This window comes from Brevundimonas sp. M20 (genome assembly GCF_006547065.1).
Lineage (GTDB): Bacteria > Pseudomonadota > Alphaproteobacteria > Caulobacterales > Caulobacteraceae > Brevundimonas.
The window spans coordinates 3,114,060-3,128,598 of record NZ_CP041243.1; the positions used below are offsets into that span (position 1 = coordinate 3,114,060).

Consider the following 14,539-nt stretch of genomic DNA (forward strand, 5'->3'; position numbering starts at 1 on the left):
GCCCTTTCTGGAAGCGACGCCTTGAGATGTCGCAAACGTGGGTGTGGCGGGACAGACACACAAGACCTGCTCGCAGCAAAAAGGCCGCCCGGTGTATGGCCCGGGTCTTTGGCAAGGAGCCCCGCCGATGCCCCACTCGGCCTGGCCGGTCGATCCCGGCGTGATCCTGCCCTTCCTGCTGGCCGTCAGCCTGATCGAGCTGACGCCGGGACCGAACATGGGCTGGCTGGCGCTGGTGTCGCTGGAGCGGGGTCGGCGCGCGGGCTTCGCCGCCGTGGCGGGCGTCACGCTGGGACTGGCGGTGTGGATGCTGGCCGCCGCCTTCGGCCTGACGGAGGCGTTGATAGTCTGGCCGCCGCTGTTCCAGCTGATCCGCTGGGCCGGGGTGCTGTTCCTGCTGTGGCTGGCCTGGGAGGCGTGGCGGCCGGAACCGGCGGCGGTCAACAGCGGGCCCGTCGAGGCGGCGCGATGGCGAACCCTGTTCCTGCGCGGCCTGACCGGCAATCTGCTGAACCCCAAGGCGGCCGTCTTCTATGTCGGCCTGCTGCCGACCTTCATGCGGCCGGACCACGGCTCACCCCTGAAGCAGGCGCTGACGCTGGGCGGCCTGCATCTGGCCGTAGCGATCGTGGTGCACATGGCGATCGTGCTGGGGGCCGCCCGCGCCGCGCCCCTGCTCCACGCGCGGGTGCAGGGGGCGGGTCTGAGGGCCCTGATGGCCGGCGGACTGGTTCTGGTCGCCGCCTGGATGGCCTGGGAGACCCGGGCCTGACGATCAGGTCCCGGGCTGCTGACCCGACGAGAAGTCGAACTGCGGGTCCTGCTGACGCGAGGGACCGCCGAAATTCCAGGTCAGGCCGATGAAGGCCACGCGACCGCCGAACACCCGCTCGGTGCGGTCGGTGAAGGTGTCCGTCTCGTAGTTGGTGATGTCCTTCGACTCATCCAGCAGATCGCGGACGGTCAGTTGCAGGGCCAGGGTCTCGGTCAGTTTGCGGCGGTAGCCGAGGTTGATCAGCTGGGTCGCGTCCCGCGTGCCCTGGGCCAGCAACTGCTCGCCGGTCCAGATGCCGGACACCTGCACGAAGTCGGCCTGGGTCGGCTGCCAGTTCAGGCTGAGACGGCCCGAGACCACCTCGCCCTCGCTGCTGACGCCGCCAACCAGGTTGGAGGCGTCGATCTCCTGACGGAAGACATTGACGCTGGCGTTGTAGCGCAGGGTCGGGTGCAGGCGACCGTTGGCGACCAGCTCCACGCCGGTGGCGGTGCGGGCGCCGAGGTTCTCGGTGCGGGTCAGCAGGACCCCGTTGCCGATGTCGCTGACCACCGGGGTGAAGGCGTTCTGCGTATCGCGATAATAGAGGGTCGCGCCGTAGAAGGACTGGTTCACCCGGCGCTGCCAGCTGAACTCGAACGAGTCGGTTTCCTGCGGCTCCAGATCCGGATTGCCCGAGCGGTAGTTGAGCGGGTCCTGATAGGTGGTGAACGGGTTCAGATCGTTCGGCGCGGGGCGCTGGACACGGCGGCTGTAGCTGCCGCGCAGGGTCTGGTCCGCGGTCAGCTGATACGAGACGTGCAGGGTCGGATAGGCGCGGAAGTAGTCGTTCGAGGCGGTGATGCCGGTCGTGACCTGATCCAGCTCCAGATCAGCCTGTTCCAGACGCAGGCCGAACTGGGCGCTGAGCTTGTCGCCGAAGGGCTGCTCCCAGGTGCCGTAGAGGGCGTGGACGGTCTGATCGACCTTGAAGAGGTTGGACACCAGCGGATCGGGCGTCAGGGCGCCGGGCGAGGCGCCGCGCGCGACGAGGTTGTCCAGTTCAAGCTGGGTGTACTCCAGCTCATAGCCCAGACGCAGGCGGGCTCCGCTGGTGAAGGGGCGGACGTAGGCGCTGGCGAAGTTAAAGGTGTCGTTGTTGTTCTGGTTGTCGACGCGCTCGTACTGGTTCGGCGCGGCGGGGATGAGGCCGTCGACGAGGGTGTCGTGGGCGTAGCTGCCGCGACCGCGGTTGTAGCGGACCTCGTTGGACCACTCGTGGCCCTGTTCGGGGAAGCGGCGCACCACGCGGCCCGTCGCGCCCGAGAACTGGCCCTCGAAGCCGCCGTCGGACAGGCGGCGATAGGCCGAACCGATGCCGCCGCCCGCGGCGTCAGCCTCGAACTGATCCAGCATCAGGCCCTCGCTGGTGACGTCCACATGGTAGAGGTCGCCGTAGACCTGCAGCTGGTCGGTCGGGCGATAGTCCGCCGAGAAGCGAACAAAGACGTTATCGACCTCGCCGTCGCCATCCTGGGTGTTGCGGGATTCGAGGAACTGGTTCGAGCCGGAATCGTAGCGGGTTCGGACCCGGTCGGTCGACTGGACGAAGGTGTCGTGGCGGATGGCCGCGTCGGCGGTCACCGTCAGCTTGTCGCGGTTGAAGACGCTGCTGACGCCCAGATTGTAGCGCTCGTCATTGCCGACGTTGACACGAACCGAGCCGGTTGTGGTCGGCTGGGCGCGCGGACGGTTGGGCTTGGTGATCAGATTGATCACGCCGCCGCCGCCGTCCGGGCGATAGGCGGCGGAGGGATTGGTCATGACCTCGATGCGGGCGTACTGATCCGCCGGAATCTGCAGGATGACCTGCCCCCGGTTCTCGCCCGAGAACAGGCCCGAGGGGCGGCCATCGACCAGAATGGTGACGCCCGCATCGCCGCGCAGGCTGACATTGCCGTCCGGGTCGACCTCGACCGAGGGGATGTTGCGCAGGGCGTCGGCCAGCGTGCCGGTCGCGGTCTGCAGGTCTTCGCCGACGTTGTAGCTGATCGAGTCGACCGAGGTGCGGATGTCATTGGCCCGCCCCTGAACGACGGTCTCGCCCAGTTCTGTCGGGGACTGTTCGGCGCCCTCGGCCGGCGCTTCCTGTGTCGCGGTGGACGGCGTGGCCGGGGCCTGAGCAGGCGTCTGGGCCGGCGTCTGGGTCGGGCCCGGCGCGGGCTGGGTCTGGGCGACAGCGGCGCCGGCCGGCAAGGCGAGCGCGAGCAGCGAGATGAGGGTGGTTCTGGTCATGGCCCCGAGGATCCTGAGTTCGGGAGTCCTGATCGCCCCCGTTTGAGCCCGGAACCTATCAGCGGCGCTGTACGGGCCTCAGTTACATCTTTTTCATTTCATTACAGTTTTTTCAGAGATCGCCACTTTTCGGACCTGATCGCCGCCCCCGCCGCGAGCAAGGGTCGCCGATCAGCGATCACCTTGCCTCCAGGACCGTCACGCTGTTTGATGCGGGAGGGGAGACAGGATGACGGGGCAAACATGGCGGGGAACGGGACGGGCGCCGGGCTGAAGACGAAGATCGCCGCGCGGCTGGAGGGGACGGTCGATCCCCGGCACTGGGATCTGGACATCGTCACGGACGGCCCGATTATCCTGCCGGTCAAATCTACCTACAGCCATACCTGGGCCCGGCGACGGGAGCGCGCCGACAGCGCCCTGGGCGCCGGAACGATCGACAGCCAGATCGACAAGGCGTTGAAGAAAAAGTCTCCCGCCGAAACCCTTGAGGCCGAGGTGAAGCGCGAGCCGGGCAAGTGGCTGGGTCGATTGAACGCCCGCGCCCTTCCCGGCTGGCATTTCGCCGAGACCTGCACGGAAACCTGCGACACCTGCTCGGGCGCCGGAAAGGTGCGCTGCGGAAACTGCTCGGGTTCCGGGTCGGTGAACTGTGGCGCCTGTGGCGGCGCGGCCAGGGTGCGCGAGCAGTGCGCCGGGTGCTGGGGACGCGGCAACCACCAGCGCAGCCGTCAGGCGACCCGCTGGAACGGCCAGTACAATGAGAACTACACCGAATATTACACCGAGACCTGCTGGCAGTGCACCGGCGGGGGCTACAACTATGTGAACTGCCGGGATTGCAATAACGGCAAGGTCCGCTGCGGGCGGTGCGGAGGCTCCGGAAAGGTCACGTGCGGAGACTGCGGCGGGCCGGGCAAGCGGCTGTATCGCTACGACCGCGAGATCGTGGTCAGCAATGCCTTGGTCATCACCGGAGCGCGCGCCAACCACGACGGGCTGAGACTGGCCGCATTGGGTCGCTGGGAAGCGGTTCTCGGATCAACCGGGGTGCGCGTTGAAGACCTGACATGCGGCGATGTCACCGGCGAAGGCATGATCGCCACCGCCAACATCTCCATACCGACCGCCACCGGCCGGTTGAGGATTCACAGCGAGAGCGGCGACGTCTGGGCGCTGGGCGCGGGCGCCGAGATACACGACGGCGAGCCGGTGCTGGCGAAGGGGCTAAAACTACCGGAGCCGAAGCCGGAGTCCCCCTGGACTTCCGTGGCGCAGCATCTCGCGGGGACCCGCCTGCTGCGGGAGGCCCTGGCCCGGTTCAACACCGCGACCGGCAAGTCCGAGGCCAGGCGCGACCTGACCGCCGGGACAGTGCTGGCCGATCAGGGCTGGCTGCTGGGCAATGACGGCGCCATGGCGATGGCGATGGCAGCCGCGTTCGGTGTCGGAAAGCTGCGCGGTCAGGCCCAGAAAAAGGTCTGGTGGGGCGCTTGGGCGCTGGCGCTCGCCGCCACGGCGGTCCTCACCTGGATCGCGATACGAACGATCATCGCAGAGCCCCATCCGGGGCCGGAGCTGGTCACCCTGCTGCTCTGCGGGGGCGGGCTGGGTCTGGCGCTCGGCGTGGGCGCCGCCCTGCTTGCGCGGCGCAACACAAAGGCGCTGGCTGAGGAGTTGGGGGTCGAGGCGGGCAATGTGAACATGAAGCCGGGCAAGCTGGTTCTGAGCGTCGGCGGCATGGCCGTCGCAATCCCGGTCGCTGTCGTCGCGGCCCTGTTCGCCGCCTACTTCGTCGGCTGGCCGGCGGACTACCGGCAAGCGATCGCCGGGCCGGTCGAGCCGGAGGCGCGGATTGTCACCACGACGACGGTGCGATTGAGGCGGGGCGCCAGCGAACGCGCGGACATCGTCGCCACCCTGCCGGCGGGAACCGTGATGCTGGAGGCCGCGCCCTTCGACGACACATGGGCGCGGGTGAACACGGAGTACGGCAGCGGCTTCGTGGCGATACGCTATCTGGAAAAGCAGACCGTTCCCTGACGGCTGGCCTCGGCGAGCCACAGCGACTAGCGTCACGCTCAGTTCAGTCCGGAGCCTGCCATGTCCATCCGCCTTACGCGCCGCGCGGCGCTGGTTTCGTCCGCAGCGGGGGCCGCGGCCCTGCCCGCGACCGGATGGGCGCAAACGGCGGCCAATGATGCGGCTTCGCTGGCCGGGCAGGTGGAAGAGTTCGTCAAACGCGCCATGGCGGCCTTCCCGGAACAGCCGGCCGTCTCGGTGGCCGTGATCAAGGACGGGCAGCCCATCCTGACCCGCGGATATGGCCTGCGCTCGGTCGGCGGCCCGCCGGTGGACGATCACACCCTGTTCGCCATCGCCTCGAACACCAAGGCCGTGACCTGCGCGGCGCTGGCGATCCTGATCGACGAGGGCAAGGTGAAATGGGACGAGCCGGTGCGGACCTATCTGCCCGGCTTCACCCTGTCGAAGCCCGAGTTGAACGCCATGGTGACGGTGCGCGATCTGGTCAGCCACCGGATCGGCTTCGGGCTGGGCGCGGGCGACCTGCTGTTCTGGCCGAACGGAAACCGGACCCGGGCCGAGATCATGGCGGCCATCCCGAACGTGCCGATCGAGGACAGCTTCCGCACCTCCTACCACTACTGCAACCTGATGTTCGTGGCGGCGGGCGAGGTCGTGGCGGCGGTCAGCGGCATGCCGTGGGAGGACTTTGTCCAGACCCGCATCCTGAACCCGCTGGGCATGACCGAGACCAAGCCGCTGATGACGTCGGCGGAGCCGGCGAAGTCGGCCCTGCCCAACGGACGGCTGGGGCCGCCACTGCGCTATCAAGGCCCCATGCAGACGATGGCGCAGTCCATTCAGGCGGTGTGGGACTGGTCGGCGGCGGGCGCCGCGGGCGGGTTCGCCACCAACCCGGTCGACTGGGCCAAATGGATCGCGGTGCAACTGAACAAGGGCGCCCTGCCGGACGGCGCGCGCCTGTGGTCCGAAGCGCGCGCCAACGAGATGTGGCGGCCCAACATCATCGTCTCCAGCTCGGGCGGGCCGACGCCGGATGCACCGGGCCGGGCCATCGCGGCGACCTATGCGACCGGCTGGCAGGTGATGGACTATCGCGGCGAGCGGATGATCACCCACGGCGGCGGCGCCCCCGGCTACCTGTCGGGCACCGTCCTGCTGCCCGGGCGCAACGCGGGCTTCAGCTATTTCACCAACGCCGAGGAAAGCCAGCTGACCCGCGCCCTGCGCAGCGGGATCTCCGACATCCTGATGGGCAAGACCGGCTTCGACTGGATCGCCGACGCGGTGCGCCTGACGCAGGAAGGCAATGCCAAGTCCATCGCGGCGGCCGCGGAGATCGACGCCAAACAGGCGGCGGGCGCGGCGCCGTCCCTGCCGCTGGAAGCCTATGCGGGGAGCTGGGTCGATCCCTGGTACGGCGAAATCCGCATCGAGCCGCGCACCACGGGCCGGGGCCGCAACCGCCGGACGACCCTGCATCTGGATTTCACCCGCACCAACGCCCTGAAGGGACCGCTGGAGCCCTATGACGGCGACACCTTCCGCACCCGTTTCCCGGACACGCGGGAAGAAGATACGTTCGTCGTCTTCAAGGTGGAGAACGGCGTGGCGGTATCGGCAACCCTGAAGGCCGTCAGCCCGGATGCGGACTTCAGCTACGACTATCAGGACCTGAGGCTGACCAAGGCATGACCCCGATGCTCTCCCTGCTGTTCGCCCTGATGACCTCGCCCGCGCAGGCGCAGGAGCCGCCTCCGCCCGCCTGCATCGGCGCGACCTTCGTCAGCTGGCAAGCCTGCGCCGAGGCCGCGCGGGAGGGTACGCCGGCCTATTCACTGGCCATGATCAATCTGGGTACCGAGGCCTATCTGAACGGCGATCTGGCCGCGGCGCTGGTCCATTACGACAAGGCCCGGCTGGACGGTCAGGAGATGACCTCGGACGTCCTGTTCCACACGTTCCGGGCCGATACCCTGCGCTACGCCGGGCGGATGGATGAGGCGCGGGCCGATGCGCGCATCGCCTGGGGCTTTCTTGACGGACGACCGCCGGCCGATCTGCCCGCCGACCTCGCGCGGCCGGTGGACAATGAACTGCGCGCACCGATCCTGAGCATTCTCCTGCCGATCATGAAGGAGGACGACGCCGGAGCCTTCCGCCGGGCCCGCGACCAATATCTGGCCCTTCCGGCGACCGACTGGACGACGTTGAGCCAGCGATCCGGCGTCCTCACCAGCCTGGGCGAGCATGAGAGTGCAGTCACCGCCAGCAAGGCAGCGCTGGACCTGCGTCCGCAGGACCCGCTGTCGCAGAACAACCACTGCTACGCCCTGGCCGAGGCCGGCCGCGCGGCGGAGGCCCTGCCCTATTGCGAAAGCGCGGTCGCGGGCCTGCCTGAACTGGGGCCGGTCCGGCACAGCCTTGCGACGGTTCTGGCGAAGCTGGGCCGGTGCGCCGACGCCGAGGCCCAACTGGTCATCGCCAGACGGCTGGAGCCGGGCAGCAGCCTGTATCGGGAACAGCTGACCTGCACGCCGAAGGGCTGAAGACGCGCGTCACTTCACCAGCTCAAGGATCTCCAGTTTCGCCTCCTGACGTGGCCAGGGGACGACCAGACGCCAGCGGGACGAACCGATACGCTCGAAAACGCCGACCTGATCGCGCACGGGCTGCTGACCATAGTTCGGGAAGCCGGTTTCGTCGTCACCCCAAGCCTGGGCGCCGACGAAGATCAGGCGATTGTCCGTGTCCGGATAGAGCAGGCCGCGCGTGCGCTGGGAGCCGGTCGTCTTGGTCAGCACCAGATCGCCGCCGGGGGTCAGTTCGACCGAACAGCGGAAGAAGGGATAGGCGACATAGGCCAGGGTGTTCCCGGCTTTTGAACCCAGCTTGATCGTGCGGCAGCGATAGGTCCCCGGCGGCGGCTGGAGACGGCCGGACTGGCCCGCCATGGGATCGACCAGCGGTCCCAGAGCCTCGACCTCGGAAGCGAACCCCTTGTCCTCGGCCTCTGCGCGGCCCAGTCGCCAGGCCTGATCCAGACGGCCCAGATTGCCGGAATCCTCCGTCGAAACGATCTGGCGCCAATCGGAGATTCCGCCCTGTTCACCTTCCGTCGGAGGCGCGGTCGGAGCCGGGGCCGGTTCAGGCGCGGGGGTCGGATCGGTCGCGGGCGCCGGGGCCTCGGGCGGGGACACCGCATTGTCCCCGCAGGCGGCGAGCAGGGCGGCGACGGAAGCGACGGCGATCAGGGTCCGCATGGGGCAGGCTCCATAAGGCTGAGCTTGCACAACGGACGGGCGCGCCGGGGGTTGCCCTCAGGCGACGGGGACGAGCTCGATCAGGTCAAGATTGGATTCGTTCTGCGGCCATGGGATCACCAGCCGCCAGCGACGCTCGCCGATCCGCTCCAGCGACGCGACCAGATCGCGGTCCGGGCGCTGGCCATAGGAATTGGCGGCCGGTTCGGACGCCAGAGCCATCGAGCCGAGCATGACCATGTGCCGGTCGTCCTCCGGGAAAAGCAGGCCGGAAGGACGTTGTGACCCGGTCTCCTTGACGAATTTCAGTCCGTTGGGGGTCTGTTCGATCCGGCAGGCGAACCAGCCGTAGATGACATAGCCCAGACCGTCCTCGCCGCCCTGCGAGCCCAGCTTCACGGTACGGCAGCGATAGGCGCCGGCGGGCGGGACGACGGAGGGACGGCGCGCATCCGGGGCGATCAGCTCGCCCAGACTGTTCAGATCGCCCGAGCCGCGCTGGCGGCGGGCCTGTTGCAGGGCCAGGGACCAGGCGGCGTCGCGCCGGGTGTACCGGTCACGGTCCGACGCGGTGATGATGCTGCGCCAGTCCCGCAGGGTCGCGCCCGGTCCACCTGACGGCGGCGGGGGCGGCGGGGCCGGCGTGGAGGCGCAGGCCGAAAGGGTCAGGGCGGCGCCGACCAACAGGGTCGACAGCCGGAACAGGCGAGGCATGGGCGCTCCCGAACGCAGGCTGAGGGCTTGGCTCAACTCTTTTGGACCGGTTCAGGCAGCCGCCGTCAACCGCCCTCGCGTCACGAGGCGTCACAAGGCGATGGCGGTTCAGCGGTTTCCCCCTTGAGGGGAGGCCAGCGTCAGCCTTCCTCGGCGGGCGCCTCGACCTTGGGCTTGCGCGGCGCGCGGGTTCGCTTGGGCGCCGGAGCCTCCTCGCCTTCCGCCTCGGCGGCCGGAGCGGGCGCGGGGGCGGTCGAACGGGTCAGGAAGCCCGGCAGGCCGCCCGTGTCTTCCGACGACTCTTCGCGGCGCGGACGACGCGGCGTGCGTTCGGCGCGTTCCGACGCAGCCTCGGCGGCGACCGGTTCGGCCTCGACAGCGGCGGGCGCATCACTCTCGGCGGCGGCTTCACCACCTTCACCTTCGAAGCGACGGTTGCGCTCGTCACGACGACGTTCCCAACGCTCGCGTCGGCTTTCGCGGCGACCGCCTTCGCGGGGCTGACCGTCTTCGCCCTCGGCGCGGGGTTCGCGCGGCTCGCGCACTTCACGGGGTTCGCGGTCGTCGCGGTCACGCCATTCGCGGCGGCCTTCGCCGTTGTTGTTCTGACGATCCTGCTGGCGCTCGTCCTGCTCGCGCTGGCGGGCTTCCTGCTGGGCGGCGCGATCAGCCTCGGCCTGCTGGGCGGCGAGGATGGCGGCGGCCTGGGCGCCGGATTCGTCTTCGAAATCGATGTCGAAACCCTGACCGGCCAGTTCGCGCTGGGCGATCTCTGAGACCGAACGCTGGGGCTGCAGGGCGCGCAGGACGCGGAAATAGTGTTCGGCGTGCTGGGTGTAGTTCTCAGCCAGAACGCGGTCGCCGCCGGCCGACGCATCGCGGGCCAGCTGCATATAGCGCTCATAGACGGTCTGGGCGTTGCCACGGACCTTGATGTTCTCGGGACCTTGCGAGTCCCACGAACGGTTCGGGTTGGTGGCGTTGGCGTTGTTGCCGCCGCCGGGCTTTCTGTTGCGTCCGCGTTGACGCTTCATGCCCTTGAAATCTCTCATCGGACGCTACCGTGCCTTGATGGGGAGGACGGACCGGGCCTCCTGGGCTCGGTATCCATCCGGGGGTGTTCCGTCTCGGGCGGGGCCTATTCCCCGCTGGCGATGTGTTCGGAAAGCCGTGTCGCCCCGGACCATCGGACTCGATGGTCCGCTCGACGTTGGGCGGAAATCTGAGTTCAGATGCAAGAGCGTCTGAACCGATTTCCCGCCGGTCCGCCGGGCGACCGGCCCGACCGTCACTGCCCGAAGCGCGCGCGAAACAGGAACCGAAGCGGTTCGAGGCGTTTGCTTGGGTGGGAGACGAGAGAGACTTAGCGCGGGTTTGTGGCGTTTCCAAGGGGGTTTATGAGCCCCCGCATCAGCCCGCCTCGGGATACATCGGCGGAATGGGGTTGGTGCGGGGGTCCGGGCCGTTGGTGACGACGCGATCGCGGTTGGACAGGTCCTTGACCACGATGACGTTCTCGAAGCCCGCCTGTTCGAACAGGGCCTTGACCTGCGCCCCCTGATCCCAGCCGATCTCGACCGCGAAGGTCCCGCCCGGCTTGAGGATGCGCATGATCTCCGGCGCCAGTTCGCGATAGGCGACCAGACCGTCCGGACCGCCGTCCAGCGCCAGATGCGGATCATGCTCACGCACTTCGGGGTCCAACCCGGCGATGTCGTCGGACGGGATGTAGGGCGGATTGGACACGACCAGATCAAAGCTGTGGTCGGCGAAGCCCGCGGCCCATTCGGTGCGGATGAAGTCGCAGCGGCTGTCCAGATCGAGATTGGCGGCGTTCTCACGCGCCACGGCCAGAGCTTCGGTCGAGATGTCGGTGCCGACCCCCTTGGCCGCAGGCCGCTCGGCGAGCGTCGCCAGCAGGATGGCGCCCGAGCCCGTGCCCAGATCGATCATGGTGAAGCTGTCCTGCGGCTGGAAGGCCAGCATGACGACGTCGAGGATCGCCTCGGTGTCCGGGCGGGGGCTGAGCACGTCGGGGGTGACGTTCAGAATGATCTTCCAGAAGCCCTTCTTGCCCAGAATGCGCGACACCGGCTCACGCTTCAGGCGGCGGGCGACATAGCCGTCCATCGTCGCCTTCTGTTCGGCGGTGACCGGCCGGTAGGGGTCGGTCAGGATGTCGGTGCGCGAGCAGTCGGCGGCGACTTCCAGCAGCAAGCGGGCGTCGATCGACGGGCTGTCGATCTTCCCGGCCTTGAGCTCGGCCTGCGCGGCTTTCCAGGTCTTCAGCAGGGTATGGGCGGGGGCGGTGTCGGTCATGCGCAGGGCCTTGAACCGGACGCGGTCGGATTTCAAGCGTAGAGGATGCGGAACGACAGGTCAGCTTGGCCGTTGAGGCGCGGATGCAGAACCAGTCGGGACAGATGGGCTCGAGACGAAAGAGCGGGCCAGGTCTCTGGAGCGTGGCCGGAGCCATCGTGGGCGGTCTTGCGGCCGGGGCGGGCGCCGCGCACCTGCTCTATACGCGCGGACACAAGTACGGGATCGAACTGCGCCCGGCGCGACCGGAGATCCTGCCGCCAGCCCCGCCAAAGCCGGAGGATTTCGACGCGAAGGAGCCCGGGCGCGGGCGCATGGCCCAACGGCCGGAACATATTCCGCGCAAGGGTTGGGTCGACATCTTCTGGCGGGTCGGCGCGGCCTATTTCGGCGACCGGGTCGGCTTCGTGGCCGGCGGCGTGACCTTCTTCGTGGTCCTGTCGCTGTTCCCGACGCTGGCGGCCTTCGTGACCGTCTATGGCCTGTTCGCCGATCCGAACGGCGCCTGGGACCGGCTGCAGTTCCTGTATTCCGTCCTGCCCGGGGGCGTGGCCGAGTTTCTGGGTCAGGAGATGCAGCGCCTCGCCGAGAACACCAACACCGCGCTGACCTTCACCCTGGTCTGGACCCTGCTGCTGTCGCTGTGGACGGCGAACGGGGCGATCAAGGTGCTCTTCTACGGCCTGAACATCGCCTATCACGAGGTCGAGCGGCGCAATATCGTCCGCTACAACCTTATGTGCATGGCCTTCACCGTGTCGGGTCTGTTGGCGGTGCTGATGTCGGCGGGCATGGTGGTGGGCGCCCCCCTGGTGCTCGACTTCCTTGGACTGAGAGAGGAGTGGGGCTATCTGGCGCCGTTCCGGTGGCCAGTGCTGCTGCTGATCTACATGGCCGCCCTGACCGTCATCTATCGCTTCGGCCCTTGCCGACAGAAGGCGCGGTGGCGGTGGCTGACACCCGGAGCAATCTTCGCGGCCCTTCTAAGCCTCGGCCTGTCGCTGGGCTTCAGCTGGTACATCGGCGCCTTCGTCCGCACGGCCTCCTATGGCCCGCTGGCGGCGATGATGGGCTTCCTGTTGTGGACATGGCTGACGGTGCAGATCGTCATCATGGGCGCCGAACTGAACGCCGAGATCGAGCACCAGACCGCCATGGACACCACGACGGGCGACCCACGTGACATCGGCGACCGGGGCGCGGTGGTGGCCGACACCGTCGGCCCCAAACGCGGAAGCCCGGCGGCGCTGGCCTTCACCCTGAAGCACGCCGAGGCGCTTTCGGATCGGCTTGTCCGGCGACGTATCAGACGGGACAGCTAGCCCACGGTCCCCCGATATGCTCTGGCTCCGCGCAAAGCGGCGAGGAGACCGATGAGACTGTTCCAACCTCTTCTGGCGGGCGCGACTCTCCGTGACCGGGCCATCGCCTGTCTCGGCGCCCTGCTGGGCATCGGAGCGACCGGGCTGCTGTCCCGCGTCGTACTGGGCGGCGACACGGCGCTGTCGCTGTTGATGGTCGCGTCCATGGGCGCGTCAGCGGTGCTGGTGTTCGCCGTTCCCGCCAGTCCTCTGGCCCAGCCCTGGCCGCTGATCGGCGGCAATGTCATCTCGGCCGTGGTCGGGGTGATCGCGGCGCGACTGATCCCGGACCCGATGATCGCAGGCGCGGTCGCGGTGGCGACGGCCATCGGCCTGATGTCGCTGCTGCGCTGCCTGCACCCGCCGGGTGGCTCGACGGCCCTGATCGGGGTGCTCGGCGGATCCAGCATTCATGGCGCGGGCCTGATGCTGGCGCTGGCGCCGGTGGGGCTGAACGCGATGATCCTGGGGCTGTCCGCCTGGGTGTTCCACCGCTTCTCCGGCCACGCCTGGCCCCACAGGGCGGTCGCCACACCGGGCCCCGCGCCGGTGACGGACGAGGATATTGAAGCCGCGCTGGAGACCGTCGGGGAACCGCTGGACGTCAGCCGCTCTGATCTGAAGGCCGTGGTGAAGCTGGCGCTGGATAACGCCGCCTCGCGGAAGCCTTAGCCGCCGAACTCGGCTTCCAGATCGGCCAGACGGGCGGCCTGATCCTCGGCGATCAGGGCGTTCAGCATGGGGTCGATGTCGCCCTCCAGAATCTGGGGCAGGCTGTGCAGGGTCAGGCCGATGCGGTGGTCGGTCACCCGGCCCTGCGGGAAGTTGTAGGTGCGGATGCGCTCGGACCGGTCGCCGGAACCGACCTGTGACTTGCGGGCGTCCGAGCGGGCCTGATCCTTGGCCTGCCGCTGCATGTCGTACAGGCGGACGCGCAGGTTCTTCATCGCCTTGTCGCGGTTCACGTGCTGCGACTTTTCGGACGAGGTCACCATGATCCCGGACGGGAAGTGGGTGATGCGGACTGCGGAATCGGTCTTGTTGACGTGCTGACCGCCCGAGCCCGAGGCGCGGAAGGTGTCGATGCGGATGTCCTTGTCAAGGATCTCGATCTCGACGTCCTCAACCTCGGGCAGGACCGCGACGGTGGCGGCGGAGGTGTGGATGCGGCCCTGCGTCTCCGTGGCCGGGACCCGTTGGACGCGGTGGACGCCGCTCTCGAACTTCAGGCGACCGAAGACCCCCTCGCCGGTGACGGTGGCGATGATTTCCTTGTAGCCGCCGGCCTCGCCCTCGGTGGCGCTGTCGACCTCGACCCGCCAGCCGCGCGTGGAGGCGTAGCGCGAATACATGCGGAACAGGTCGCCCGCGAACAGCGCCGCCTCGTCGCCGCCGGTGCCCGCGCGGACTTCCAGAACAGCCGAGGCATTCTCGTCGGCGTCCCGCGGCGCCAGCAGCAGGGCGACCTCACGTTCCAGCTCCGGGAGGCGATCCTTGAGCGCCTGTAGCTCCTCGGCGGCCATCTCGGCCATCTCCGGATCGGCGGCCATGACTTCCAGATCAGCCATTTCGGCGCGGGCCCTGGCCAGTCCCTGAACCGCGTCGGCGACCGGCTTCAGCTCGGCGTGCTCCTTCGACAGGCGCACGATCTCGGCGCCGTCGCTGGCCGCGCCCATGCGCGCCTCCACCTCGTGGAAACGGTCGAGCACCTGATCGAGCCGGGCCTGGGGCAGTCGCAAGAGGGATCATCCATGCGGGAAAGGGGTCGGAGCCTTTAGCGCGCCGCG

The 14,539-nt window shown here is 68.5% G+C and carries 12 protein-coding genes; 6 read left to right on the forward strand and 6 right to left on the reverse strand.

Annotated elements, in window-relative coordinates; translation table 11 throughout:
• Positions 1 to 127 precede the first annotated feature (127 nt).
• Positions 128 to 772 carry a LysE family translocator gene (locus tag FKQ52_RS15380; RefSeq protein WP_141627983.1) on the forward strand — a complete coding sequence of 215 codons (645 nt, stop codon included), beginning with the start codon at positions 128 to 130 and terminating at the stop codon, positions 770 to 772.
• Between the two features lie 3 nt (positions 773 to 775).
• On the opposite strand, the gene FKQ52_RS15385 is transcribed toward FKQ52_RS15380, so the two are convergent.
• On the reverse strand, positions 776 to 3,049 hold the full coding sequence (locus tag FKQ52_RS15385; protein ID WP_141627984.1) for an outer membrane beta-barrel family protein: 2,274 nt from the start codon (positions 3,047 to 3,049) through the stop codon (positions 776 to 778).
• A 243-nt stretch (positions 3,050 to 3,292) separates the two neighbouring features.
• On the opposite strand from FKQ52_RS15385, the gene FKQ52_RS15390 reads away from it, so the two are divergent.
• The 3 genes from FKQ52_RS15390 to FKQ52_RS15400 are packed head-to-tail and all read left to right on the forward strand — an operon-like array spanning position 3,293 to position 7,644.
• Positions 3,293 to 5,092, forward strand: coding sequence for a hypothetical protein (locus tag FKQ52_RS15390; protein WP_141627985.1), 1,800 nt, complete (start codon positions 3,293 to 3,295; stop codon positions 5,090 to 5,092).
• A 60-nt stretch (positions 5,093 to 5,152) separates the two neighbouring features.
• Positions 5,153 to 6,790 carry a serine hydrolase gene (locus FKQ52_RS15395; protein WP_141627986.1) on the forward strand — a complete coding sequence of 546 codons (1,638 nt, stop codon included), beginning with the start codon at positions 5,153 to 5,155 and terminating at the stop codon, positions 6,788 to 6,790.
• Positions 6,787 to 7,644 carry a tetratricopeptide repeat protein gene (locus FKQ52_RS15400; protein WP_141627987.1) on the forward strand — a complete coding sequence of 286 codons (858 nt, stop codon included), beginning with the start codon at positions 6,787 to 6,789 and terminating at the stop codon, positions 7,642 to 7,644. Before FKQ52_RS15395 ends, FKQ52_RS15400 begins: the two co-directional genes overlap by 4 nt.
• Before the next feature lie 9 nt (positions 7,645 to 7,653).
• Here the strand turns inward: FKQ52_RS15400 and FKQ52_RS15405 are convergent, their stop codons facing one another.
• The 4 genes from FKQ52_RS15405 to prmC form a co-directional block, all read right to left on the reverse strand.
• A complete protein-coding gene (locus tag FKQ52_RS15405; RefSeq protein WP_141627988.1) occupies positions 7,654 to 8,358 on the reverse strand; it encodes a DUF4893 domain-containing protein in 705 nt (234 codons plus the stop codon).
• 57 nt (positions 8,359 to 8,415) lie between these two features.
• Positions 8,416 to 9,072, reverse strand: a complete 657-nt coding sequence (locus FKQ52_RS15410; protein ID WP_141627989.1) for a DUF4893 domain-containing protein — start codon at positions 9,070 to 9,072, stop codon at positions 8,416 to 8,418.
• Between the two features lie 140 nt (positions 9,073 to 9,212).
• Complete coding sequence (locus FKQ52_RS15415) at positions 9,213 to 10,106, reverse strand: DUF4167 domain-containing protein (RefSeq protein WP_370450982.1); 894 nt, start codon at positions 10,104 to 10,106, stop codon at positions 9,213 to 9,215.
• A 376-nt stretch (positions 10,107 to 10,482) separates the two neighbouring features.
• Positions 10,483 to 11,391, reverse strand: coding sequence for a peptide chain release factor N(5)-glutamine methyltransferase (prmC, locus tag FKQ52_RS15420; protein ID WP_141627991.1), 909 nt, complete (start codon positions 11,389 to 11,391; stop codon positions 10,483 to 10,485).
• A 143-nt stretch (positions 11,392 to 11,534) separates the two neighbouring features.
• On the opposite strand from prmC, the gene FKQ52_RS15425 reads away from it, so the two are divergent.
• Complete coding sequence (locus FKQ52_RS15425; protein ID WP_240811678.1) at positions 11,535 to 12,713, forward strand: YihY/virulence factor BrkB family protein; 1,179 nt, start codon at positions 11,535 to 11,537, stop codon at positions 12,711 to 12,713.
• Between the two features lie 51 nt (positions 12,714 to 12,764).
• Complete coding sequence (locus FKQ52_RS15430) at positions 12,765 to 13,424, forward strand: HPP family protein (RefSeq protein ID WP_141627993.1); 660 nt, start codon at positions 12,765 to 12,767, stop codon at positions 13,422 to 13,424.
• On the opposite strand, the gene prfA is transcribed toward FKQ52_RS15430, so the two are convergent.
• Entirely contained in the window at positions 13,421 to 14,491 is a 1,071-nt protein-coding gene (gene prfA, locus FKQ52_RS15435) for a peptide chain release factor 1 (protein WP_141627994.1), read from the reverse strand. The two genes, FKQ52_RS15430 and prfA, sit on opposite strands and share 4 nt — an antisense overlap.
• Between the last annotated feature and the right edge of the window lie 48 nt (positions 14,492 to 14,539).